Annotated in this window: 23 protein-coding genes and 1 riboswitch; of the genes, 6 read left to right on the forward strand and 17 right to left on the reverse strand. The window is 50.7% G+C overall.

Annotated elements, in window-relative coordinates; translation table 11 throughout:
* Positions 1-7 precede the first annotated feature (7 nt).
* The 7 genes from J2Z65_RS35970 to J2Z65_RS27245 all read right to left on the reverse strand — a co-directional run bounded on the left by J2Z65_RS35970 (position 8) and on the right by J2Z65_RS27245 (position 6,710).
* Complete coding sequence (locus J2Z65_RS35970) at positions 8-253, reverse strand: DUF6760 family protein (RefSeq protein WP_338111790.1); 246 nt, start codon at positions 251-253, stop codon at positions 8-10.
* Positions 208-585 carry a phage tail assembly protein gene (locus tag J2Z65_RS27220; RefSeq protein WP_127458507.1) on the reverse strand — a complete coding sequence of 126 codons (378 nt, stop codon included), beginning with the start codon at positions 583-585 and terminating at the stop codon, positions 208-210. Before J2Z65_RS27220 ends, J2Z65_RS35970 begins: the two co-directional genes overlap by 46 nt.
* An 85-nt stretch (positions 586-670) precedes the next feature.
* On the reverse strand, positions 671-1,105 hold the full coding sequence (locus J2Z65_RS27225) for a phage tail protein (RefSeq protein ID WP_056612231.1): 435 nt from the start codon (positions 1,103-1,105) through the stop codon (positions 671-673).
* Between the two features lie 42 nt (positions 1,106-1,147).
* Positions 1,148-2,881 (reverse strand): phage tail sheath family protein, encoded by a 1,734-nt coding sequence (locus J2Z65_RS27230; protein ID WP_167065986.1) that lies wholly within the window; start codon positions 2,879-2,881, stop codon positions 1,148-1,150.
* A 118-nt stretch (positions 2,882-2,999) separates the two neighbouring features.
* A complete protein-coding gene (locus tag J2Z65_RS27235; protein ID WP_167065989.1) occupies positions 3,000-3,803 on the reverse strand; it encodes a DUF2012 domain-containing protein in 804 nt (267 codons plus the stop codon).
* 11 nt (positions 3,804-3,814) lie between these two features.
* A complete protein-coding gene (locus J2Z65_RS27240) occupies positions 3,815-4,393 on the reverse strand; it encodes a Pvc16 family protein (RefSeq protein ID WP_338111789.1) in 579 nt (192 codons plus the stop codon).
* Positions 4,394-4,511: 118 nt separating this feature from the next.
* Entirely contained in the window at positions 4,512-6,710 is a 2,199-nt protein-coding gene (locus tag J2Z65_RS27245; protein WP_167065992.1) for an ATP-binding protein, read from the reverse strand.
* Positions 6,711-6,841: 131 nt separating this feature from the next.
* On the opposite strand from J2Z65_RS27245, the gene J2Z65_RS27250 reads away from it, so the two are divergent.
* Together J2Z65_RS27250 and J2Z65_RS27255 are read left to right on the forward strand one after the other, a co-directional pair.
* Entirely contained in the window at positions 6,842-7,942 is a 1,101-nt protein-coding gene (locus J2Z65_RS27250; protein WP_167065995.1) for a GGDEF domain-containing protein, read from the forward strand.
* 98 nt (positions 7,943-8,040) lie between these two features.
* The gene (locus J2Z65_RS27255) at positions 8,041-8,691 is read left to right on the forward strand and encodes an SOS response-associated peptidase (protein WP_167065998.1); all 651 of its coding nucleotides are present in this window, start codon (positions 8,041-8,043) and stop codon (positions 8,689-8,691) included.
* A gap of 352 nt (positions 8,692-9,043) precedes the next feature.
* Here J2Z65_RS27255 and J2Z65_RS27260 read toward each other — a convergent pair whose 3' ends face one another.
* From J2Z65_RS27260 to J2Z65_RS27270, 3 genes are all read right to left on the reverse strand, one after another.
* Positions 9,044-9,415 (reverse strand): DUF1284 domain-containing protein, encoded by a 372-nt coding sequence (locus J2Z65_RS27260; RefSeq protein WP_240159980.1) that lies wholly within the window; start codon positions 9,413-9,415, stop codon positions 9,044-9,046.
* Between the two features lie 56 nt (positions 9,416-9,471).
* Positions 9,472-10,044, reverse strand: a complete 573-nt coding sequence (locus tag J2Z65_RS27265; protein ID WP_167066004.1) for an NUDIX hydrolase — start codon at positions 10,042-10,044, stop codon at positions 9,472-9,474.
* 300 nt (positions 10,045-10,344) lie between these two features.
* Positions 10,345-11,757 carry a hypothetical protein gene (locus tag J2Z65_RS27270; RefSeq protein WP_167066007.1) on the reverse strand — a complete coding sequence of 471 codons (1,413 nt, stop codon included), beginning with the start codon at positions 11,755-11,757 and terminating at the stop codon, positions 10,345-10,347.
* 186 nt (positions 11,758-11,943) lie between these two features.
* Here J2Z65_RS27270 and J2Z65_RS27275 point away from each other — a divergent pair, with 186 nt between their 5' ends.
* Positions 11,944-12,159 (forward strand): hypothetical protein, encoded by a 216-nt coding sequence (locus J2Z65_RS27275; RefSeq protein ID WP_167066010.1) that lies wholly within the window; start codon positions 11,944-11,946, stop codon positions 12,157-12,159.
* Positions 12,160-12,241: 82 nt separating this feature from the next.
* Here J2Z65_RS27275 and J2Z65_RS27280 read toward each other — a convergent pair whose 3' ends face one another.
* From J2Z65_RS27280 to J2Z65_RS27310, 7 genes are all read right to left on the reverse strand, one after another.
* Positions 12,242-13,315, reverse strand: a complete 1,074-nt coding sequence (locus J2Z65_RS27280; RefSeq protein ID WP_167066013.1) for a polysaccharide deacetylase family protein — start codon at positions 13,313-13,315, stop codon at positions 12,242-12,244.
* The gene (locus tag J2Z65_RS27285; protein ID WP_167066016.1) at positions 13,312-13,572 is read right to left on the reverse strand and encodes a YqkE family protein; all 261 of its coding nucleotides are present in this window, start codon (positions 13,570-13,572) and stop codon (positions 13,312-13,314) included. The genes J2Z65_RS27280 and J2Z65_RS27285 overlap by 4 nt, the downstream gene beginning before the upstream one ends.
* A gap of 56 nt (positions 13,573-13,628) precedes the next feature.
* Complete coding sequence (locus tag J2Z65_RS27290; protein ID WP_167066019.1) at positions 13,629-15,464, reverse strand: APC family permease; 1,836 nt, start codon at positions 15,462-15,464, stop codon at positions 13,629-13,631.
* Positions 15,465-15,561: 97 nt separating this feature from the next.
* Positions 15,562-15,720: riboswitch (cyclic di-AMP (ydaO/yuaA leader) on the reverse strand.
* 185 nt (positions 15,721-15,905) lie between these two features.
* Entirely contained in the window at positions 15,906-17,135 is a 1,230-nt protein-coding gene (locus J2Z65_RS27295; RefSeq protein WP_167066022.1) for an NAD(P)/FAD-dependent oxidoreductase, read from the reverse strand.
* A 229-nt stretch (positions 17,136-17,364) separates the two neighbouring features.
* A complete protein-coding gene (locus J2Z65_RS27300; RefSeq protein ID WP_167066025.1) occupies positions 17,365-18,141 on the reverse strand; it encodes an EcsC family protein in 777 nt (258 codons plus the stop codon).
* Positions 18,142-18,275: 134 nt separating this feature from the next.
* Complete coding sequence (locus J2Z65_RS27305; RefSeq protein WP_167066028.1) at positions 18,276-19,943, reverse strand: ATP-binding cassette domain-containing protein; 1,668 nt, start codon at positions 19,941-19,943, stop codon at positions 18,276-18,278.
* Positions 19,934-20,776 (reverse strand): ATP-binding cassette domain-containing protein, encoded by an 843-nt coding sequence (locus J2Z65_RS27310; protein ID WP_167066031.1) that lies wholly within the window; start codon positions 20,774-20,776, stop codon positions 19,934-19,936. Before J2Z65_RS27310 ends, J2Z65_RS27305 begins: the two co-directional genes overlap by 10 nt.
* 125 nt (positions 20,777-20,901) lie before the next feature.
* Between J2Z65_RS27310 and J2Z65_RS27315 the strand changes: the two genes are divergently transcribed.
* The 3 genes from J2Z65_RS27315 to J2Z65_RS27325 all read left to right on the forward strand — a co-directional run bounded on the left by J2Z65_RS27315 (position 20,902) and on the right by J2Z65_RS27325 (position 24,588).
* Positions 20,902-21,504, forward strand: a complete 603-nt coding sequence (locus J2Z65_RS27315) for a biotin transporter BioY (RefSeq protein WP_167066034.1) — start codon at positions 20,902-20,904, stop codon at positions 21,502-21,504.
* Between the two features lie 307 nt (positions 21,505-21,811).
* Positions 21,812-23,287: an S-layer homology domain-containing protein gene (locus J2Z65_RS27320; RefSeq protein WP_167066037.1), complete on the forward strand. Its 1,476-nt coding sequence runs from the start codon at positions 21,812-21,814 to the stop codon at positions 23,285-23,287.
* Between the two features lie 98 nt (positions 23,288-23,385).
* Entirely contained in the window at positions 23,386-24,588 is a 1,203-nt protein-coding gene (locus tag J2Z65_RS27325) for a YncE family protein (RefSeq protein ID WP_167066040.1), read from the forward strand.
* Positions 24,589-24,683: the final 95 nt, after the last annotated feature.

Raw genomic sequence — 24,683 nt, forward strand, 5'->3', positions numbered from 1 at the left:
TCGTTACTCACCTCTTACCGAACACATCAAACGGATTGTCTGGCTGCTTTTTACCATCGTCGTTCAGATTGCGGTTGATGCGGGATATTTCCTCGCACCACGTTCGGCGTTCCTTGTGTTCCATTGACATGATTTCATCATGCGTCCAATGAAAGTAGTAAGCAATAAAGCCCGCTTCCTCATAGATCTTGTCAATGGGATACCCGGTTATGCCCCCGCCATCTCGTCCAAAAAAGACACGTCCACATCGAATTCATGCTCACATTTCGGACAGCTTGTGTGCACTCTCGGCACTTCCATTTCATTAATTTGGCGATAGAAGTTTTGCAGAAAAGCGAGGTCGGCTGTAAAAAATTTCTCAACCACCCTGGTATCAATGGCACGCAAATCACCAAGGTTTGTAATGACACGCGTTAATAAAATAATGGTCAGGTAGCCCGGGTTTTGCTGAACGCGTTGATCACGCATAGGCAGGATTTCATCCGCAGCCGTCGCTAACCGCATAACGCCTCTTTTGTGCAGGTTACCGTTCTCATCGACATATCCTCTAGGCAGCTCGAATTCGTATTCTGTTTTAAAAGCCATGATGGTTTCCTCCTTAAGCTTTAAGCTGAAAAAAAGAAGAGATAGGAACCGGAGACTGGTGCTCCGGCGCCTACTCTAACGATCGTTACTTCGTACGTGTCATACCCTCGTGAGCAAGCTCTAGGCTTTCAATGGCAACTTCATTGCCTGTACCTTTAAAGCTTGGAGCCGAGTACTTAGACGGCCATGCTTCAATAACCTGCCAAGTTGCTACGTCGCCGCCTTCTTCGTTGATCGCGATGATCGTAACTGTTTTGCGGGAAATTTTGCCTTGAATGGACTCGGACATCCAGTTGTACATATCCATGGAGTCCGTAACCCCCCACTTCAGTGAGATGTTGCCGTATTTCGCAAGTCCCGGAAGCTTCCGGGGTGTAATGGTTTCATTGCCTTCACGGTATTCAATTACCGAAAGGGAAGCGTCAAATCCGGAGATTTCACTGAATCCAGCTTGCTGAATACCTTCTACTTCAATTCTAAATCTAAAATTGCGGTATGGATCCCTACGTTCGCCAGCCATGTTATACCCCTTTCCTAATCTAAGAAATATCTAACGATTCAACTATTCTTCTCTTGTTTTCTGAGTAATGCGGAAGATGACGAACTCGGCAGGTTTCACCGGCGCTACCCCGATCACACAAATGAGTCGGCCATTATCAATGTCGTCCTGCGTCATTGTGCTGCGGCCAATGTTAATGTAGAACGCCTCTGACGGACTTCCGCCCATTAAGGCGCCGTCTCTCCAAACGCGCGTTAAGAACGCATCAATGGTACGTTGTACACGGGCCCAAAGCTGCTCGTCATTCGGTTCGAAAACGACCCAGTTCGTGCCATTCTTGATGGACTCTTCAATAAAGATGAACAAACGTCTTACGTTGACATATTTCCATAAACCGTTAGAGGACGTTGTGCGGGCACCCCAAACGCGAATGCCTTGTCCGGCAAAAGCGCGAATCAAGTTAACGCCTTGCGGGTTCAGAATATCTTGCTCGCCTTTGTTGTACTGGCAGTCAAGACCAACAGCACCGCGAACGACTTCGTTTGCAGGCGCTTTTTGAACGCCACGCGTTTGGTCGGAACGGGAGTAAATACCAATGACAGAGCCTGATGGCGGTATGTAAATATTTCTTTTGTCAAATGGATCGAACACTTGAAGCCACGGATTGTACATCGCTGCGTATGAGCTGTCAAAAATGTTGCGGTGCGTCATTACATCAGCGACTTTTGTTTTTTCACGCGGAATATCCAGAACAGCGAAACGGCTGCCTAAGTTTTCACAGTGAGCAACCAGAGAAAGTTGAACGGTAGGCTCCGTTACGCCTGGAATCGCCATGATGCTGACAACATCGTTGTCGATGAAAGACTGAATACCTGTACGTTTACCAGGTCCACGGTCTACACCCATGAAGATATCAGGCGTCACTTGCGCGATGGAACCGTTGCTTCCGCCCGACAAGGCGATCTGGAACTTCCCAACTGTTTCGACATCGCCGGAAAGCACTTCGAAAGGAGCTACAGGACCGAGATCTTTGCCTTCTGTCAAATCCTTCACCGTAATAATGTTTGAACGGGAAACGATTTTCTCAATGTGATTAGCTGCCGAAATGTTCAAGGATACTTTCTCATATGTCTCAGCTTCGTCACCGTAGAATACATGCAACGTGAACTCGCAAGTTGTCAGTACTTTGGCTGGAAGCAAACCAGCGTCTACGACATCGCCATCCAGTTCTGCGGAAAGTTCAATGATGTTATCTTGGGATGCGATGACTTTGTTGTATTGCTTTTTGCCTGCTGCCTCAAAAGCTACGACGTCACCTACGTTAAAGCCTGCGTTATTTTTGACACGGTATTGCGTTTCGTTGAGAACTTCGTAGATTTGTGTTTTGGCTTTGCTTGATGGAACGACTACGATGCGAACTTGGTTGCCCCATGTTCCAGGGTTTTTGGAAGCAATTTGGAGAACGGCGGATTCTTTGTTGCTCTCCGCTTTGTTCGTTGCTACTTTCGCGTCAGTTGGCGCTACACGCATAACGTAACAGCGGGATCCTCCGTTTAAGTAGAAATGCTCAACAGCATAAGAAAGGAAGCGATACTCGCCGAATTCGTTCTCGGACAAGTAGCTGCCGAACAAACGATGAAAATCAGCTACGCTCGTAACCAGTTGAGGGACACCTTCAATTTCCCCTCTTTGCGCAAGCCCTATAAACCCGGCCGTACTTGTGCTTGCACCTTCAAGCGGTTGTGCCCCGCTGTCAAACTCTTCCACATAGACTCCAGGTGATAAATAGTCAGCCATTGTTCCCCAGTTCCGTCAGGTGGCACCTCTTGCACGGCCACAGACGTGAAACCAGTTCTCTCCTTTCTGCTTGTCATTTTTGTATAGAAGATGGACGTGTCCATTCTACTAATTAGGGTCAGGTCAGTCGAATAATGCCAAGGTTGGTGGTCGTTCCTTCCGATACTGCAACTTCCTTCACCACATACTGCTTATCCGTGCCGTACGTAATAACCAGTTCTGTCTGAAAAGCGGAAATCCGATTGCCACGAAAAGCAATGACAGCCTCTCCGCGCTCCGTAGATCGAGTTTCTTGAACAGGCAGCAAAATCGAGCCTCTAGAAAACGCTTTAGTCAATTTCTTCCCCAAACGATAACGCTTTTGATGTTCAAGAACCTCCGCAATTTGGATATGCTCCTCTGCGGCTTTAGCGCCTCGTCCTCGAAGTATGTAGGTATCGCCTGCTGTAATAACACCTGTAAACGAACCTAGTGTTATCACATCCGCTCCCTTGTCCAGTTGATCCGCCATGACGCGAGCTCTGGCGCACTCTTCTGTTAGAATCGTGGCCTTTAAACCGGCATTTCGCACTGGAACGCCAGCCGCATCCTGCAGCATCACTCGAATAAGCCCTGCTCCTTGAGAAAACGGATAAGATGGCAGCGGTTTTAACTGAACAACCTCTATAAAATTATCGGTTCCTACTGTGATGAGAGTTTGTTCGTCGAAATAGTGCTCGCCCTTTACCGAAAGACGGTATTCACCGGGCGGTAAATCATTAAATATATAGGAACCATTCGATTTATAAATTGCTTTCGAACGGGTGCCTTCTAAATATACGGTGGTCGTGTTGCCAAGAGGAGTTTGGGAGGTCGTTGCGTCAATTACGTACACAACTAGGGATACGCGGGTTTTCAATTGTGATATACGAATATGTTCCACAACCCAGCCTCCTACCCTTGTATACGAAAATCGGTTTCCGAAACTCTTTTGGTGGTCTTGATGCGGGTTGAATCAATATTGACAGGCCCGACAGTGTAGCTGACAGAAAGTCTGTACGGGGTATCAGCGAAGTTCCACATGTTCAGGATGCTTTCGCCATTGAGAGGTTCCATCACAATACGAACTTCTTCGTCTTTCTCAGCGAGCGTCCCTACTGTCATGGAGCCTCGAAGTATGGAATGATCGTAGAGTACTTGCATAGCTCGCCCCAAGATCCGGTGTTCATCCAGCGCTCTGGATTGAAGCTCGGCCGGTGAATGCACCGTCAGCAAGTAGCTGAGATCCACCACCATGGGGGGATATTGAATCTGTGTGGTCCCTCGGGCAATCATATGGGTTTGACGGTTATCTCCGCTCTCTCGAACGTTGTACAAATAAAGAGATAAGTAGAAATCCCCTTTATCGACAGGCGAAGCAAGCCCTATCATTTCCGGCTGCGGAATGGGGTCCGGCGTCATATTTTCTCTAAGAAGCTTCACTAAAGATGCGCTTACATCAGCAATTACAGAATAATCACCGATAGGAATCACTTCCTGACTCAAAATACCTATGTAGTGTGTAGAAATGGTAGGGAATCTGTCACATCGTGTACCTTTTTCTATTATAAATGCAAATCTCTAGACTGACTATAAAAAGTTATATGAAATTCTAGTAATCTTCCCACTCCTGCCGGGCCAAAATTTTGCCGGACTTCTGAAGCTCGTGGCGAATGGATTTGATAATATGCTGCATGCGGATTGGTTCCCCCGCTTCTGCAGCCAAAAAGGCCGATGAGAGGACGACATTTTTAATATTTCCTCCGGCAATTTCATAGCGCTGCGCCAAATATCGAAAATCGACATCATCGCTGAGAGGGGCTGCAGGGGGAAACATGGACTGCCAGATTTTCTCCCGGTATTCACTATCGGGAAAAGGAAATTTAATGACGTAGTTGATCCGTCTTAGAAACGCTTCGTCAATATTATTTAATAGATTCGTAGCCAGCACCGTGATCCCTTGATACTCTTCCATTTTCTGCAGAAGATAAGCCGTTTCAATGTTCGCATACTTATCATGCGAATCTTTAACTTCCGACCGTTTGCCGAAGAGGGCGTCTGTTTCGTCGAAGAACAGCACCGCATTGCTGAGCTGCGCCTCTTCGAAAATCTCGTGCAAGTTTTTCTCCGTCTCGCCAATATATTTGCTGATTACCTGCGAGAGATCAACCTTGTAAAGCTCGAGCTGCAGGTCGCCGGCGACCACCTGCGCAGACATCGTCTTCCCCGTGCCCGGCGGGCCTGCGAATAGCATGCTGAGGCCTTTGCCATAGGCCAGCTTTTTCTCGAACCCCCAGTCGCTGTAAACGACGCCACGGTATTTCACTTGATTGCACGCATTGCGGAGCTGATCCTTCTGCTCAGGCGGGAGGATGATATCCCCCCACTGATAGCGAGGCTCAATGCGCGTCGCCTTGCGCTCCAGCTTGTGCTGCACCTGCTGGTAGCACGCCTTATAGAGCGCAGCGGTATTAAGGCTTTCAAGCGCAGCCGCCTGCGGCTCACGCTGCCAGGCGGAGTACCCGCGCGCAAGCGTCAGCGCGCGGTGAATTTGACCCGGGGTGAAGCGGAATTTCCCGCTCATCACCCGGAAATCCACGCCCGCGCTCACGCCGAGCTCGCGGGCGAATGCCGCCCAAAGGCGCTCGCGCCCGCCTTCGTCCGGCACTTGCAGTTCATGCTCAAGGATCAGCCGCTCCTTGGGCTTCCAGTTCAGCCGGGCAAACTTCCCGGCTAACAAAAATACCATGCCGCCGTAGCCGCCCAGCAGCTCATGAAAGCGCCCGAGCCGCTGCTGCGCCGCAAGGTCCGGCTCTTCGGGATAGAGCGCCTCCAGCCGTGTGAAACACAGCACGGCTTGGTGCAAAATCGCCTCGCGCACGATCGCGCTCACCTGCTCCTCAAAGCTTGCGGCGTGCAGCAGCACATCCGCAAGATTAGCTATCAGCAGCGGCTTATTGAAATAGCTGCTGAAGTGCTTCACCTGCAGCTTCTTGCCTGCGCCCGGGTTCCCCCACAGGTGGAACGCGAGCCGCTTGCGCTCAGCTTCCGGCGCCTGCTGCGCCTCGCGGATGAAACCTCGCAGCCGCTGCTGAAAATCCTCCTGAACGAGCAAGGGGGCGAGCTCCTCGTCCGGATACACCATCTCGACCGCCGGCTTCAGCTTCGGGTCCATTTCTCCGGAATCGAGCAGGAAGGTGACGATTCGCTTATCCAGAACCAGCGGCTTAGACAGCAGTGACTGGCCCCTGATTTCCTGTTCCTCGCGCTGCAGCAAATACCGCGCGAGCCGGCCCTCGGGGACCATAAAAGTGGTTCGCGCTGCGCGCATGTCCTCGGGATGGCTGCACGCAACCTGCAGCGCCAGGCTGATCACTGGCGTCTTGCTGGTCAGATCATCTTGCAGGAAGCCAAAGATCCTTTCATATTTTCGATCCAATTCAACCGCTAGCCCCAACATGACGAACCGCTCCTCGATCGCGGAAAGCCCGAATACGGAGGTTACATACGACAAGGGCAGGAATACATTTTTTTTACGGCTTTCCTCCACACGCTTAGCTATATAGGTTTCCATCTCTTGAATGTCCTCCAAGAGCGCCGGTTCCTCCCCTTGAGGGTCTGCATCCCAGCCCTGCTCGCCAATGAGGCGGATGAATTCGTCTTCGGACACGAACATCCCGCGAAACGAATCGGTTTGCGGATCTGGCGTAAGCTTCTGCCTGCGCTTGTAGAGAAGCTCCAGCTTTTTATCCAACAAGATTAATTCGTCTTTATAGTGCTCCCATGCATGTATATAACTTTGAGCTGCCATAGCCCTCCTGGTGATTCTATCTAAAATTTTCATTGCTTGCCTAAACGGGTGGTTATTATTTACAATGGTCTCACAAGACACAAAATGTTTTCCAACATTTGACATAGCGAAAGGAAAGTGGCCTCTTTCTAATGGAACAACTTCCGGAGAATGATCATATTTGGAACCGAAAACTCATCCATCTTTTATGGTGGATCCTGCTTATCTATGAAGTAGCAGCTATGATCGGTTTTCTCTTCGATATCTATGACCAGCCTACGCAGTGGTTTCATAGTTTCCTGCAATTCCAAGTCATACCGACTAGCTTGCAGCTTTCCCTGATGGGCGCCGGTTATCTGGCTGTTCATTTCCTCAAAAGATACAGTGATTTTATCATGATTATATGGACCATGACCATGGTTTGCATCTACATTATGTGTATCCCTGAGCTGATGGGCTCGTACGAGTTAATAAGCATTCCGATTATTTTATCCTCTGTGTATTTTCAAAAAAAACATATTATTTTCGCTTATAGTTTAGGTATTGCAAGTTTAACAGCCTTACTGATTAGCCAAGCGTACAAAGGCTCTCTGATTTCGCCTCCCGAAATCATCATTGCGCTTACAGTCCTAACCGCGACGGCTCTTGTCAGCTTCGCTATTATGACGAAAGGCCTCTCTCTAATTGAGCAGCTTAAAGCTTCCGTCCTACGCGAGCAGGATCTTCTCATTCGCAATGTCATGATTGACCGGCTTTCCAAAGTGGATGCTCTCACGGAGCTGTTCAACCATCGTTCATTCCAAGAGCACACGGACCATCTCATTTCGCATATGCCCTATGATGCGCCTCTCGAGCTTGCGCTGATGGATATCGATAATTTCAAAAAGATTAATGACACTTACGGGCATTGGGTCGGGGACGTTGTGCTCAAAACGATTGGCGGCCTGCTCAAAGATATGCTGGGGCCTGACGATATGTCTTTCCGGTATGGCGGCGAGGAATTTGCCGTGCTGTTTGTAGGCAAGTCCCATAGCGAAGTACTGGCGGTATGCGAAGCCTTTATGCAGATCATCCGTGAAACTGAAATTCCGGAGATGCCCGGACAACCGTTAACGATGAGCATCGGGCTAGCGCCTTATAACCGCAACACGATGAAAAAAGCCTGGTTTCAGCAAGTGGACGAATGCTTATATATCGCCAAAAGAAACGGGAAAAATTGCATTCATACCTATTTATCGGGACAATACACGTGAAAGCTGGGGCATCAAGCTCCCGGCTTTTTTATTTGGGCGACTCATACATGATTTTGGCGAAACAGGCAAATAATAGCCAAAATCAAATGAGGTGAATAATGATGTGTCATTCCATATCTATTCTTGCTGACGTTAACGACGTCATGAAACAATTTCGCATCGACCGTTTACTGTCCTATACAGCCAATCGGTATGAAGTCGTGCCTACGGAGTCCGTTTCCGCTGTCATGATGAACAGAAAGGGAGAGCGGCTCCTGGATGAATTCCGTTGGGGACTCATGCCCTTCTGGGCCAAGGATGCCGTATGCGGGGAACGCGATTCAATCTTCACCAACACAGCGTTCGAGCGCATTATCAAAAAACAGCGCTGTGTCCTTCCCTGCAGCGGATTCTATGTGCGTGTGACGGAGGGTAAGGAAACCCAGTGGGTGAAGTTCAAAATGCGCAGCGGCACTTTCGGTATCGCGGGCTTGTACGATGTCTGGCGGGCGCCTAGCGGTGAGGAGGAAATGCGCACCTGCATGATGCTGATGACGGAAGCCAACTCCCTCGTCTCCCCTTATCATGGCAAAATGCCTGCCATTCTCGATGAAGAACAGGCCGAAATGTGGCTGCGGCCAGAGATGAAGGACAGCCGACTGCTCCGCTCCATTCTTCGTCCTGTCGATGATCTGCTTATGGTGGCGAACGTTTTGTCCTCTCCCGCAGAAAAGATGGAGACAGGCTCGGACGTCAGCGTTTTTGTTTAAAAGATGCAAAAAAGCGATACAAGAGTAACTCTTGTATCGCTTTTTTTGATGTTGCCCTCTTGTGACATTTGCTTGCCTTTAAAGTCCTCAGGGTTGTCAGCGATTGTTCAGCTGACCCCTGCTGTGACGGTGGCGGGTTACGGGTGACGGGAACTACGGTCCGCTATTTCGGTCAAACTTGCTGATTTCGGTAGCATAAAGGAACTATAGGGCCTTATTTGCTCGCTGAAACATACTTTTGAGCGAAAACGGCAAAATAACGGACCATAGTTCCCACTAAAGTGGAATATGGCAGTATTTTGAGTAAATAGCGGAACGTAGCGGACCCAAGTTCGGAGGCAGAAGCAATCTCTTATTTATGCGGGACAGGCGGCAGCTCGCCGCCCTCCCCGATCAAACGCACCCCTTCAGCGCATACGCCGTAAGGCTCCCAGCGGCATGTGGCGCACAGATGGCCGATGTCCCCCGGCGTCACATGACCGGCTACTTTTCCGCAAATCTCCGACCAGCTTAGCTCCATCCCAACGTGCAAGCCAAGCTTGGCTACGATTTCTGCATCGCGCTCATAGACGGTTCTATTCTCGCAATGAGCCTCTTCGTCCGCCGGAAAGGCTGCGCATAGATCGTCGGGTCCAAGGACGACGCGAACAATCGTCGCCGGCTGCTCTCGCAGCGTCTCGTAGACACTCGTCATATTTTCGCAGAACACTTTGGAATATCCCATTCCCCGATATCCTAACAAACAAAGCAAATGATGCCCTCGCAGGCCGATGGGCTTCGTCATGCTTGAACCTTGGGAATACGATACAACCCGTACCCGTCCATTTTTACGATAGGCTCTTTGTCTTCGACAAGACCAGCCGACTTGGAATGCAAAGCAACGTCGATCAGCCAACGCGTGAAGTCCGCAACCGGCATCGATTCCATCTCCTGAAGGCTGTAAAAGCCCGCTGCATCCACCTCTACCCCATCAGGCACAGGCTCGCCGCTAATGTAATCCAATTCAAAAGCTATATACACGTTATGAATGCTTCTAGGCAAATCGCGAACGGCAACCAAGCGGGTAACCTCGGCTTTGACACCGCATTCCTCCAGCACTTCGCGCTCAATCGTATCCTGAATCAGCTCATGCTGCTCAATATAGCCGCCAGGATTCGTCCATCTGCCCTTGCCGGGCTCTTGCGCTCTGCGCACAAGCAGGATCTTCTCATCTTTGCTTACCAAAGCGCCTACACCAATACTATAGTTGCCCCAGTGCACAAAACTGCACACCGTACAGGCTCTTCTAATCGTACCATCCACATCGCGCGTTTCCATAGGGGCTCCGCATGTCATGCAAAACTTAGCTTCCATCTGCCTCATCTCCAACTTCCTGTAGTCGTCTGTATGTAAGCTTACTGCTTCAGACGGATGATAGGCAACTCCGATCCCGTTCGTTCTGAGTTCATTGTAAGGGCTTTAGGAGATACTATCTGCGCTAGTCTTGCGATATCACCCAATTGGACGGTTTCGGCCGGTGTAGACAAGGATAAACGACTTCGTCGTCCTTTTAGGACGAACTCGTTTGTCAAGGTAGAGCGAAACATAAGCATAAAACTTATACTTTGTTATCTAAAAATAAAGAGCCTCCCAATGGGAGGCTCTCCTTCAAACCTACACCAAAAACATCGCCACGACCGTCGTCACCGCAAGGCCGATGAGCACAGGCTTCAGATTCCGTCTCGCCAGCTCAAACGGACTGACGCCGCAGATGGCTGCCGCTGGAATGAGCGCCCACGGAATCAATGTGCCGCCGCCGACCCAGATGGCGGCCACTTGCCCTAGCGCGGTCAGCACCGCCGCACCGGAACCGATGGCGGTTGCGAAGAGCTGCGCAATCGAGCCCGCGAGGGAGATGCCGGAGAAGCCGGAGCCGTCGAGGCCCGTTATCGCGCCCACGACAGTGAGCGTCACGGCGCCGACCGCGCCGTTCAGCGGAACGACGCCTGCGAGTGCGACGCCGAGGTCGTTCACGATGCCGTGCGAGCCCTCCGGCAGTACTTTACCGAACAGATCCGTAAAAGCAGCATCGCCGAGATAGAAGAAAGCGGCAATCGGGATTACGGGACCGAAAACTTTGAAACCGAAAACGAAACCTTCAATGAGGTAGGTGGTCGTTTGCTCCAGCCCTTGATTCCGATGGGCAAGCAGCGTAACCCCGATGAGGATGAACACGGCGGTTCCACCAACAAGCGCCGTCGCGTCTCCGCCCTGCAGATTGAGGACGAACATTGCAATCACATCTAAAGCGAAGAGCACAGGAATAATGAGCGCGAGCGCTTTTCTCATTTTCGGAGATAGATTCAACTTGGCATCTTGGTCAGAGGACAATAGCGAACCCTTATCTCCGGTACCGCTCGTCACAAGGCCATCGCGCCATGTGCCATTTTTAATATCCCGCCGCATCATCCAGAAAGCGGTTACTGTTGTAACTAGCCCCATGACGATAACAAGCGGTACACTTGCCTCCATGACAGCAGTTACCGGCAATCCAGCTGCATCCGCTGTTAATTTTGGCGCTCCTTGAATAATGTAATCCCCTGAGAGCGCAATCCCGTGACCGAACAAGTTCATCGCCATAGCTGCGCCTAGCGCAGGCAATCCGACACGCACCGCCACTGGCAGCAGCACCGCCCCAATGAGCGCAACGCCGGGTGAAGGCCAGAAAAACCAGGAAGTCACCATCATGATGATCCCGATGCCCCAGAAAGCAAGCGCCGGTGTCCGGAGAAAACGGGTCAGCGGCGCGACCATCGTTTCGTTAATACCTGTACGGATGAGCACACGGCTCATCGCCACGATGATCGAGATAATCATAATCGTCCCCATTAACTCTTTTGTTGCATAAATAAAGCTGTTAAACACCCCGGATACTGAACCGCTTAATGTTTCCGTTGCCAGCAAGCCCAGCGCAAAAATCCCAACCACGCAAATCATCGTAGTATCTCTACGCTTAATTAAAAGGGTAAGGATAAAGCCAATAAATACTAAATACACCCAATGAATCGGCAATAATTGAATGTCCATCGGGATCACGCATCCTCTCTGCCCACGCAGCATTTGGGAGTTCACTTCATTGGTTGGATGAAATAGACTCTTTGGTGCTACATTGTATGCCGGGCGAAGAGTAGGCGTTCGTGCATATCGGGAGATTGCGGGCGCCGTGTGGTACAATAGAAGAACTATTTTACTCATACAAGGAGAATGCTTAAAATGGCCAGGAACCAACGTTTAGTAACAGATACTGATTTTCAGGAGGCTGTGGAAAAAGGATCCGCTGTCCGAGTTTTCAAAGATGATCACATCGTCGATTCAAATGCAGTCATTTTGCGCTTTAGCGATAAAACCGTCGTCTTGCAGTCGCGTGTCGCAGATTTGGCTTACTATGATCGGGATGAGTGCGAGTTTTTTGAGATGAAAAAAAGGTAAGGCTTTCTTCCGAGCTCAAGGCTTCCCCATCAAAGGGGGGGTGCTTTTGCATTTAACTGGAAAATTTGAAATTCCATCTATTTCACTCCATCGGATAGGTCAAAAGCTGAACAAATCGAAAGCCCGCTTTCTGCAAAAAAGGAATCGCCTTGATGACGCCCTCAGCCGTGTCCTTTTCGGGATGGTTCATATGCGCTAGAACGACGGAACCGCTCTTGGCTTTTGTCAGCGCATTGTACACTTGCTCCGTGTTAAACGTAGCCCCGGCATCGCCAAGCACGTTATAGCCAGCCAGCTGGAAGCCCAAGTCATGGGCAATGTCTGCTGCGACATCATCATAGTAGGCCGTACCTGAGCGAAAAAATAAAGGCCTCCTACCGGTCAACTTCTCGATCTCGTCGGCGTTCTCCGTCACTTCGCGAATGACTTCGCTCACGTTCTTGGTGCCCGCGATGCCATACGCAGCTCGGCCGTTTACGGATAGCGGACGGTGCTCGGTCCCGTGGTTTTCGATCTCAAACAGCGGATTCGCCGCCAGCTTCGCAAAAATGTCCGGATTCGCGGCAAGCCATCTCGCATTAACAAACAAGGTCGCCGGAATCTGCTCCTTGATCAAATAATCGACCAACTTCTCATCGTAGCCGCTGCCTTCTTTGCCGCCGCAAGCATCAAAGGTTAGGGCAATCACCTTCTCCTTCGTTACAAGACGAGTTCGCACACCGGAGATGTTCTCGCCCCACTTTGTTGGAACGGCTGTTTTGTACCGCTCTACTAGTGACTGAGCCAGTGAGGGCAGTTTTCCAGGCGTGGGCGGGACGATTGGTGTGTCTGATGATGGTACTGGTGTTTGTATTGGTGATGTTACTGTTGGTGCGTCCTTTGGTGCGTCTGATGGTGTCGCTGATGATCTTACCGTTGATGTCACTGATGGTGTCACTGTTGTTCCGTCTGTCGGTGTCACTGTTGGTGGCACTTTCGCGGAGGGCATCGGAGTGACGATGCCTTGCGCAACCGGCTTTGCAGATACAACAGAATTGGGCGTTTCGGACACAGCCGCTTCATGCGCCCGCTGAGTCGGCCCCATCTCTCCCTTACAACCTGTAAGCGTTATCACAGCGTACAAAAGAAAGAGGAAGCCTAACTTGCGCTCCCTCATTTGTGTTTTCTCCAATCGAGCTTGCTCTTCTCGAGCAAGTGGCCGAAATCATTCTCGAGCCGCTTCTCCTCCGCCTTACGCGCAGCCTCCGCTTCAGCTCTGACAGCTTCCTTACGCGCCTGCTCCTCTGCTTTCATCGCATCTGCTTGAGCCTTAAGCCCCGCTACGATATCAGGACGCAGCAAATCTTTGAGTGTCGCAGGTTTATCTTGCACGCTAGGTTCAGCGGTTACGGATGACCATTTCTTTTTTGCCATAAAGGGTTCACCTCTGTTTCATTTCTGCATCAGCTTTACCCCTTTATTGTACACCTCTACTCATGCAAATGATAGGGCACCGTCGCGACGACGATATCTTTATCGGCTTGCAGTTTTGAGCGAATACGTGCGGCGGACTGGTTGTGCAGCAGGCGATGCCACCATTTCTTCGGCATGAACTGGGGCAGGATGACCATAATCGATTGTTTTTCAGAGACATGTGTATCGACTCTTTCAATAAACTCAGCCAGCGGCTTCAAAATGGTGCGGTAACGAGATTTGAACACGACAAGGCGAACACCCGGGTCCCACTTCTCCCATTTCTCCTGCATCGCTTCTTCATCCTCATCTGAGAAGGATACATAGAAAGCAATTACGTTTGGCGATAACGACTTAGCATAGTTCAAAGACTGCGCCACTACGCGGTGAATGCCCGCTACAGGAACAATAATCACAGGTTCCTTCGTGCATACGCGTTCTTGCGTGATATCAATGCGCAGCTGTTTGGCTACATCATCATAGTGATTGCTAATTTTGGTTATTCCCCAAAGTAAAAGCGGAGTCACTACAATAACAATCCAAGCGCCTTCGCTAAATTTGGTTATACAGAAAATAATCAGGACGGCAAAGGAAACGATTCCCCCTAAGCCGTTAATAAGGAACTTGCCGATCCAACCGGCAGGGCGCTCTCTGAACCATTTGCGGACCAAACCGCTTTGGGCAAGTGTAAAAGATAAAAAGACGCCAATCGCATAAAGAGGAATGAGTGCATCGGTTTTTCCTTTAAAAATAATGAGCAAAAGACTCGCCAAAACACCTAACGTCACAATCCCGTAATGAAACGACAGCCGGTCTCCCCGGTAGGAAAACATGCGCGGGAAGTTTTTATCCTGAGCCATAATGGAGGCCAAGATCGGAAAACCGTTGAAGCTCGTATTCGCAGCCAATACCAGAATCAGCATGGTGCCGATTTGAGTTGCATAATACATCGTTCCGCGCCCAAACGCCTTCTCCGTAACCATCGACAAGACCGACGTATGACCATGCGGGTCAGGTGCGATCCCATAACCTAAGCTCAGCAAGGTGACGCCGCCGAAGACGATCGCTAGCAGAGTGCCGAGAGAAGCCAGTGTTTTTTTGGCATTTTTGACAGAAGGCGTACGGAAGTGAGGCACCGCATCGGAAATGGCCTCAATACCTGTCACGGCTGAGCAGCCGGAAGAAAAGGCTTTTAGAAGAACAAACAACGTCAATGAACTTGTCATCGAGCTCGGAACGATCTCAACCGCGTGTAGGTTCATCGAACCTGTAAACATATCGAAGATCCCTTTGCATATCAGCAATAAAATACACAGGATAAAAAAGTACGTTGGAATCGCGAACACTGTTCCCGATTCGGAGGTGCCCCGCAAATTCAGCCAAACCATCATCCAAACAAGCACTAGAGCAATGGGGACGATATAGGGCACGGTGAAAGGAAAAGCTGAAGTTATCGCTTGCACGCCTGCCGAAATCGAAACCGCGACGGTTAACGTATAGTCAATCAGCAATGAAACCCCAGTGAGTCTTCCCCACATCATTCCCAAATTTTCCTTCGCCACCATGTAGGCTCCGCCACCCATCGGGTAAGCTTCAATCACCTGACGATAGCTCAAAACAAGAAGCATGATTAAAGCAATGATGGAGATTGCAATCGGCAACGAGAAGGCAAAAGCGGCAACCCCAACAGTCGCAAGCTCTAGCAAAATCTGCTCCGTACCATAGGCTACCGAAGACAAAGCATCCGATGATAGGATAGGCAGAGCCTTCCATACCTGCATTTTCTCAGATTCCAGCTCCGCCGATTTCAGCGGTTTGCCGAATACAATCTTTTTTAACGAGTCACTTGTCATGCTGTGAAATTCCTCCAAATAACCTAGTTTTCAGCTTCATTTCCCTTTTTTAAGCGCAAAAAAACACAAGGATAGACCTTGTGCTTAGCCACATGTTCTCCTTTCTCACGATCGCTTACGAGGTTAGCTGACGGGTTCGGGCTGCGAGAAATCTGCCCTAAAGGAAGCCGCATGCGATTCATGCGTACCTTATTCACCCCGTTGAAACCTATGGTTCCCCCGCTTTTCTGATAAGAAAATTAAGCGAAATATTCAACTGTTAACGTACGAGTTGATACTACTCTCTTATTGGCTCATAGTAAAGGAGGGAAAAAACTTAAAAAAGTTTATTCCCTCCCCACATTCTTTTAATAATTCGCTTACAATGGCATAATCCTTTCAGTATCTCTGATTTTCTAGCGTATTGTCTGATTCATTGAATTTTAGGGTATTTTGACAAAATTAATTTCTAACATGACGCTTCCTGATGGCTTGTTTTTGCTTAAAAATCATCTTTTTCCAGATGAGCGGGATACCTCCAATGAGAAATAAATAACGGGCGTCGATCATTTTTTTGAGGAAAGCGGCAAATTTGCCTTTCACTTTTTTGACCTTCAGGATACCGATAGCCTCTCCGCGCCCAAGCGAGGCAACCGTCCCTTTGAAATCATAGGCAAAAGATCTCAGAGGGTTCCCCCTCAGGCTATGAATCAAATTTTTCGCCGTATTATAGCCCTGCTGAACCGCAATTTGGGCATTCGCCGGGTATGGCGTACCTTCCGGACTCATGACAATGGAACAATCCCCCGTTATAAACACATCCGGGTACTGCAAGGAACGCAAGTAGTCATCCACTTTGACCCTGCCGCGCTGGACATGGAAGCCCGCTTCCTGCAGCAAGGAATTCCCGCGGACGCCGCCCGACCAGATGACGGTTCCGGCACGAATGAATTGGCCGTCTCCCAACAAGACGCCATCAGGCTCACACGCCTTGATTGCGGTGGATAATTTATACTGGACTCCTTTGCGGCGCATTACTTCCATGCCGTACTCCACGAGGTCGTCAGGCAGACCCGGCGGCAGTGCGGTAGGCGATGCTTCGATATTAATGATCTGAACAAGCGACGGATCAACGTCAAATGTTCGGCATAGCACAGGAATCCGGTCGGCCAATTCTCCGACAAATTCCGTTCCTGTGAACCCCGCGCCTCCAACGATGAAGGTCAAGTATTCCTTATGCTTGGAATCCAATTTATATTTAGCGAACATGTACTGGGTATGCTGGCGGATGAACCGGACACTGTTGATGCTGTTTATGGACATGGCATGCTCACGCAGTCCCGGAATGCCGAAGGTTTCCGTCTCACTCCCAAGCCCCACCACGAGGTAATCGTAAGTGAGCACTTCATCGGTCAGAATCACCCTCTTCTCCTCAGGCAAAATCTGCCGAACCGTCGCCTTGATAAAATGAATTTTCCGCTCATCAATCAGTTCTCTAATCGCCACACGCGCGTTTTCATGATGATCGGTGCCGGCTGCCGGCATATGCAGATGCGTCGTCATGTAATGATAATCGTGTTTGTTCACGAGTGTGACATCGGCTTCACCCGATTTGATCAGTTTTTGCAGCCTTATTGCTGTTACAATCCCGCCGTAGCCTGCACCCAGAATAACCACCTTCGGTTTACTCATCCGAATCCTCTCCTCCGATTAAATCTTTTTTTCTATGGAATCGTTGGTGAAAAAGATCGGCCAAACCATTCAAAGGTTGTCATGTGAAAAAAATCACATAGTTAATCAGGAAGTACAGATGGTTTGGCTCTTATTTTAGTATATGAGCGCACTCGCTAAAAATCACCGGAACATGACCTAGCAAGGCCAAAAAAGGCAGTGAGCGATAACGGAATGAAACTCCGCTCGATTAAAGCCCCTCCCCAGTCCCAGACCTCGCTTTGTCCTGTAAGCGGCGTAGACGAAAGCTGTTCATGCCCGCCACGCCTAACTCCTCCAGCAGGCCAAAATTTGCCCAAGCCCCAACGACGGCGCCGATGCCGGGTACCAGCTGAAGCATTTTACGGAAATCGATCGTATCGCGGTATTCCTGCTGCAGCTGCAGCCAATCCACTTGATCCATATAGGCTTCAGCTGGTGGAAAGCCGCTTGCGATTGTGTGCCAATTTTTGATCGTACGCAGCAGATCCGGCTTTTTTGCCGGACTAGAAAAGGCCAGCTGAAATACGTACAAAATGAACAGCCGTTCTCTGTAATCCTTGGTCGAATAGCCGTAAGCATGCGCAAGTTCGAACAGAAATTTCAGTTTTATGCCAATCAAAATAGGGAAATCCGCCAATCCCAGTAAGATCCCCCCCGCACCCGTACCCGCTCCCTCAGCGGCGGCGATCTTTTTGTAGAGCGAGAGCAATTCCTCAGCCTTGGCGTCGCTTTCAGCTAGAGAAGCGCCAGTTAGCGGTTCATTCTGAGGGATATAATTCATCCCGAACAATGTCGTCTGGAACATTCCCTTGACGGTTGCCGTTATCGTTTTGTGCACTTTTTCGGGAATCAGCTTATTGATGTTCGTCGAGACGGATTTTGAGGCTTTTTCAATCAAATTCGGCTCTTTCTGCTGGCGAATTTCCCAGCGCTTCACCTGCCGCATCATCTGCTGTTCATAGATGGTGTAATCCGTAAACTCCATTCTTTTCACCGCCGTCCGCGTTTCTTAGTCAAAGTATAGTATACGGAGCTTCCCGTCTCAAGATGTTACCCACGCTCCTATTTAGCGAGAAAAACAAAAAAAGCAGCTCCTTCAACATGAGCTGCCCTTCCCTATTAGTCACGCATATACATCAGCACGCCAAAAGCCACTCCGCTCAAAATTACGAGCAGCGTATCCTTGGTTCGCCAGCTTAATGTGCTTTTCTTCAGCAGTTGGTGCTTGCCGTCGACTTTTTTCATCTCCATCGCTACGGTCATTTGCTCTGCTTTGTGGAACATCGCGAGCAGCAGAGGCACAACCAGCGCCGGGATATCCCTCATTCGCACCATGCCGGGGCGGATCGCCGCTTTACCTCTGGCCCTTACAATCGCTGAGAAGCGCTGCCACTCTCGTAAAATAAGCGGAATGAAGCGAAAAAGAAGCGAGACGGCCAATGCAAACGACTCCACCGGCAGCTTCATTCTGCGAAAGAAGGCCAAAGCCCAGTTCAGTCCCTGCACGAGCTGACCGTAAGTCGTAGACACAGCTAGCCAGTAGCCGGCCATCAGGATTAGAAACAGACGCGTGAGCGTAAAGGCCGCGCTCCATCCGCTCTTTATCGAGAAGCCAAGCGGGAACTGCCCTTCGGTTGACCTCCATTCCAAGCCTGCCAGCATGATCGAAAGGAGCATGAAGATCAGGAACGGCACGGCGACCTTCCAGCTGCCGCGTATCACGGATCGCGGGAGGCCGAGGAACGAAAGGCCCAGGAGCAGCGCAGAAGCCGCGAGGCCGCTCCACAACTGCTGCTGCATCGTTCCGATGACGAGCAGCAGATAGAGCAGCCACTTCGCGCGCGGATCAAGCGCTAGCCACGCAGCCTGCGGCGGCGCTGGCGTAACGCGAGCTTCGCGCGCGTGTTTCGGCGCTGCCGCTTGCGGCGCCGGCTCCGGGCTTGCGCTGCCGCGCTCGCGCAGTGCATTCAAGATCGCCGGCGCAGCCAGCTCCGGCGTGAGCAAATCCGGCGCGATGGCGATGCCGCAGCGCGCAAGCACTTGAGCGGCCTCCACGCAGCTCGGGAGGCCGACGCCCGCGCGCGTGAGCAGCTCCGGCGCGCGGCACAGCGCTTCCGGCGAGCCGTCGAAGACCAGCTCGCCGCGGTCTAACACGAGGACACGGTCTGCCAGCGGCAGAAACGTGTCCAAGTCGTGCGTGGCGATGACGAAGCCGCCACGCTCTCTCCCGCGAATAAGGCGCAGCAATTCGCGGACGGCCGCCGCCTCGAGGCCGGCGGTTGGCTCATCCATGAGGAGCCAATCCGGTGCCGTGGCGAAGGTCGTTGCCAGCGCGAGCCGGCGCTGCTCGCCGCCGCTGAGTGCGAAAGGCGACCGCTCCAAGGCGAAGGCGCCATGCGGGTCGAGGTCGGCGCACGCGGCCCGTATTCGGCGCTCGCGTTCGTCCGCTGCGAGCCGGTAAGGGCGCAGCGAGTAGGCGAATTCGCCGCGAATGCTGCCGGCGAACAGTTGTTGCTCAGGGAATTGGAAGATCAAGCCTAGACGCAAGAGGTGGGCTTGGTTTACCTTCCTTGTATGCCATAATGGTTGTCCGTCCAGCGATATTGCCCCTGTGGATGGTTCCATGATCCCTGCCATGACTTGGAGTAGCGTCGATTTTCCAGAGCCCGTATGCCCAATTAATATCGTAACTGAGCCGTCTGAGAGCTCAAAACTGATATCTTTCAGCAGAAAATGGTGGGGATCATCCGGAGCATTTACTTGAATGTTTTGCAGGGCTATAGACATGAATTAGCCACCGCCTCCGCCAGCTCATCCATATCCAAGGGGAGCAGCCGAAGCTTGCAGCCATGCTGCAGCAGGCCGAACGCTGTCTTGACGACATAAGGCGAATCCAGCCCTAACTCGGAACATGGCGTCTTCTCTAGCCATTTCTCCTCGCTTTCCCCATAGAAGAATGCTCGCGGCTCCCCGTCAAATGTGATCCGTCCGTCGCCGAATCCAATGACACGCGTCGCATCCGCCACTTCCTCCAGCCGATGGGTGATCCACACGATCGTCGTGCCTCGCTGATGCGCTTCACGCACGGCTTGGCGAACTTCTTTTCTTGCTGCTGGGTCGAGCATCGCTGTTGGTTCATCCAGCACCAGAAGATCTGGCTGTACCGCAAGGGCTGCCGCCAGATTGACCAACTGCTTTTGCCCCCCGGATAAAGTCGAAAGCGTCCGTTCAAGGGGGAGCGACAAGCCCACTGCTGACAGGCTTTGGTGATACCATGCTTGACGTTCTTCCGGTATCAACTCCTGCGCTCTCGGACTCGGGAGATAATCGAACTCCTCTTGAATGGTTTCACCCACGAACTGAGCATCCGGCAGTTGCAGCACGCCTCTTATTTGCCCCTGCCCACTGCGTATCAACTCACCGTTTGAAAGCGGACTTAAGCCCAGCAGACTGCTAGCTAAAGTGCTTTTACCACTGCCATTTGGCCCGATGACAACCAGCCATTCCCCCTTATAAATGTCCAAAGAAACGTCCGACCATACCCGCCGGCCTTCTTCTGATTCTGTTCGATAGACGACGGAGGCTCTCTGTAAAGAGGCCACAATTTCTCGATTTCCCATGTATAAAATGTTCCTTCCACTTTCACAAAAGATGTGCTATGATCTGAATGATTCATTGTTAACCATTGTTTTATTTTGAAGTTGACAATACATAAACAATAACAGAAACAGGAGCGATGGACAATATGAAACTCACTCTGCGCGGCGTTGTTTTCAGTGCCCTTTTTGCAGCTATTCTTGTGTTATTCAGTTTTGCTCAAATTTCACTGCCTTTTACACCTGTGCCTATTACCCTGCAAACGTTAGCGGTTATGCTCGCCGGCGGCTTACTTGGAGCACGCTATGGCTTCTTTAGTATGGCTCTGGTTGTTATCCTGACCGCAATCGGCTTTCCGCTGCTTCACGGAAATGGCGGATTAGGCATCGTGCTTGGACCTACAGGCGGCTTTATTATGATCTGGCCGTTCTCTGCGATGCTGATCGGTATGATTTTACCGCGTATTCGTGTGAATGGCATTATGGGCTACATTGCTGCTTTTCTCGTTCTTGAAATATTCGGTTCCCTTATCCTTTATCTGGCCGGAGTTCCTTGGATGATGTACAAAGTGCCGACATATACGTTCGGAAAAGCTATGGCTGCCGCCTGTTACCCCTTCCTTTTGGGTGATGCGATCAAAGCGGTTGTCGCGGTGCTTATCATCGTGCCGGTTCGCCAAGTATTTTCTCCAGCACGTCTTACGGGATCCTCTTCGCACAGCATTGTACAAGGTAATGATGTCCGTATGTAATGCAGAGAAAGATGTATTGTGCTGCTAAAATGTTATCTAAGCCTTACTGCTCAGTTATTGGGCGGTAAGGCTTTTTTGCTTTTGGACAGGTTTCGTATCCCTTTGGCTTTGACTTTGATTTTGGCTGCCGTTTTCATTTTGCGCATGATGATTTTTACGTTTTTGTAATGTGCAGACCTGATTTTTTATTCGATTGTAATGCTCTGGCGTGTAAGCTTGTTCTTGTAACCGACAGCACGACGCAAGATGCAAGATGAAATGCTTTTAAAATCAAGCAAGTCCATTATATCGAATAGGAGTGTTATAGATGAAAAACAACAAAAAAGCACTAGCCGCTTTGACCATTACAGCAACCGTAGGTTTGTCCGCAATTCTGCCTTTCAATGCCATGGCTGCGAATCCTTTTGCCGATGCCGCAAGCTCCTCTCAAGTGCAAACAGCTATTGAACAATTAGCCGGGCAGCAGGTGCTTTCCGGCTATGCAGATCATAGCTTCCTTCCTAATCAGGCTGTGACTCGTGCAGAGATCGCCAAGATGGCCGCACTGGCTCTCCACGTTAATGTGGATACAGCAGCAACAACTTCTTTTGCCGATGTAACAAAAGCGGATTGGTTCTACTCGTACGCTGCAGCTCTTGAGGCTGTGGGAGCCCTCTCTGGTATTGACGGGCAATTCCAGGGCAGCCGCACGATCTCATCCGAGCAGTTGGCAGACGTTATTGCCAAGGTGTTACAAGTTGACGTTGCATCCGTAAAGCAGCTGCCAAGTTTTGCGTCGTTAACTAGCAGCCAAGTGACGCGCGGTCAGGCCGCTCTTCTTATTTTCGAAGCGCAGCAATTGGCTCCTATCCATGTGACGAAGCTGGAAGTCCTGAATGCGATCACGCTGCAAGTCACCTTCTCGGCACCGATACCGACTGCAGAGCTTGAGCTTGAGCCCGCGTCCAAAAACTTTGTTTTTGACAATGGTTTGGCCATCAGCAACGTTCCACGGTTAAAAACAGGCTCCACTTCAACCTACATCGTTCCCGTACCAACGCAAAAAGCAGGGACAACCTATACCTTAACTTACAAAGGCAAACCAGCCGGTACATTCACAGCGAGCACAGAGAAAATTGCTTTGGCTTCCACGCAGCAAGTGTCTAATGATTCTTTTGAGGTTGAATCCCATTTGGCTGACGGCGTAGCGGACTACGGTTATGTCATTGCAGCATACGCCAAAGGCCGTCCAGGCTCCTTTATTGTCGATGAGAACAACAACTACAATGGCGTGACGTATCAAATTCTTTCTTCGATGCGCAACCGCGAGGTGCAAATCACCCCTGAAGGCGGTACGCCTATGATCGCAAAATATTTGCCGTTCACGCAAGCAACCGATGGCCGCCAAGCGCCTAAATTCCTTCTGCCAAACGGCGAAACGCTTAAGCCAGGTGTAACTTATAAAGTTTCTGCGGACTGGGCTACTTTGAAAAACGATACGTTTACAGCAAAAGACATCGCGCCGCTGAAGATTCAATCCGCTTCAACAGTCGATGCGAAGACGATTAATGTGACCCTTTCCCAGGATCCAAAGGATGAGATCTTTGTCTCACGCCGTGTTACACTGACAGCGACTGACGGTACTGTACTGACTGCGGAATACACACTGACTTCACGCAAAGGTGCAGCGGGTACTTTTGCTCTGCTGAACAATGGCGAGCTTGTGCCGGGCATGACTTACACGGTTGCTCCGGTTGGCAATTGGGCTACAGCTGCTGGAGTAATCCTGACTGTCGCGAAATAAGCTTACACAAGTAAGGAAAAGGAGTACCTTGGATGAGGTACTCCTTTTGTATCTTTTGGACTATCGTTTCGACCATCCTTCTATACGAGGTGATTTCTATGTTGTTCAGAACTAAGGCGAGGGCGATACCTGCTATGTTGACTCTGCTTCTTTTACTGGTCGGCTGCAGCTTACAGCCTAAAGTGCCAACCGGCTCTACTTCTTCAGCTGCTTCGACGACTGTTCCAACAACTGCAGCAGAGAACACAGCTGCCCCAACACCGGATCTCGCAAAGCCTACACCCACACCCGCACCTGCAGCTGTATCTTCTGGAGCGGCAACGACTCTGCTTGTTTCTCATTCCAAGAGTGATTATATGTCTTTCCTTGACCCTGTTACGGGACAATTAGAAAAGCTGACAGTTGGCAAAGCGCCATTTGCCATTGCTGTTGGACCTAACCATCGCGCTTATGTATCTACTGCTGAAGGTGTTGCAGTTATTGATACGCAGCAGCGCAAACGCTTAGCACTTGTGCCTTATATGGCCGCTGACGCTATAGGCAAGCCCCAGTTTGGTGAATACCGTCCCGGCGGGATGGGAATTGCCGTATCCCCAGACGGCAAATTCGTCTATGTCGGCGTGTATTTGACTGGCCGCGGCGGCGGTACGAAAAGCCAGTTGGAAATCATGGACGCGGAAAAGCTCGTCATGACAGGAAACGTTGCTGTTGGTATCCGACCGTTTGATGTGGTGACCAGCCTCGATGGCAACGAGGTTTACAGTATCGATCACGACTCCTACTCTGTGACGGCCGTCGATCCTGTGCAGTTCAAGGCTCGCACCCTTGAGGCAGCTCCATTCGGCAAGGGCGGCTTTGAGAAACCGCACTACGCTGCGGTTCGCGCTGATGGCCGCCTGCTCTTGCCGTATCAGGGGCGGGGTCTGGTCGTGCTAGACCCTGTCAGCGGCAAGTACGAGACGAAGCCATTGAGGGGCAATACTCATCAGGAAGGCGTAACATTGACGCCTGACGGCAAGCAGCTGCTCGTCATCGGCATCGGTGCTGCGGGAAGTGCTACCGGCAAGCCGAATTTGACCGTGCTCGATGTCCAAACTTACGCCGAGAAGATAATACCGCTTGCGCGTATGCACCAAATGGTCGCTACGAGCGCGGACGGGCGCTATGCTTACCTCACCGGCGGTGTTACCTATGCCGATACAGGCTGGAACGGGATGACCGTCGTCGACCTGGTCTCTGGCGCTGTCCGCGACTTCGAGGTGCCGGATTATCCGCTGGATGTGCAGCTTCTTTTGGAATGACTGCTTCCAGCTACTTTTCACGCTCCAAGACGGCTTTTTTTGCCGCTCTCATACAAAAGTCCCCCTCATCTGATGGAAATCAGACAAGGGGGACT

It is taken from the genome of Paenibacillus aceris (assembly GCF_017874035.1).
GTDB classification, from domain to species: Bacteria; Bacillota; Bacilli; order Paenibacillales; family NBRC-103111; genus Paenibacillus_E; species Paenibacillus_E aceris.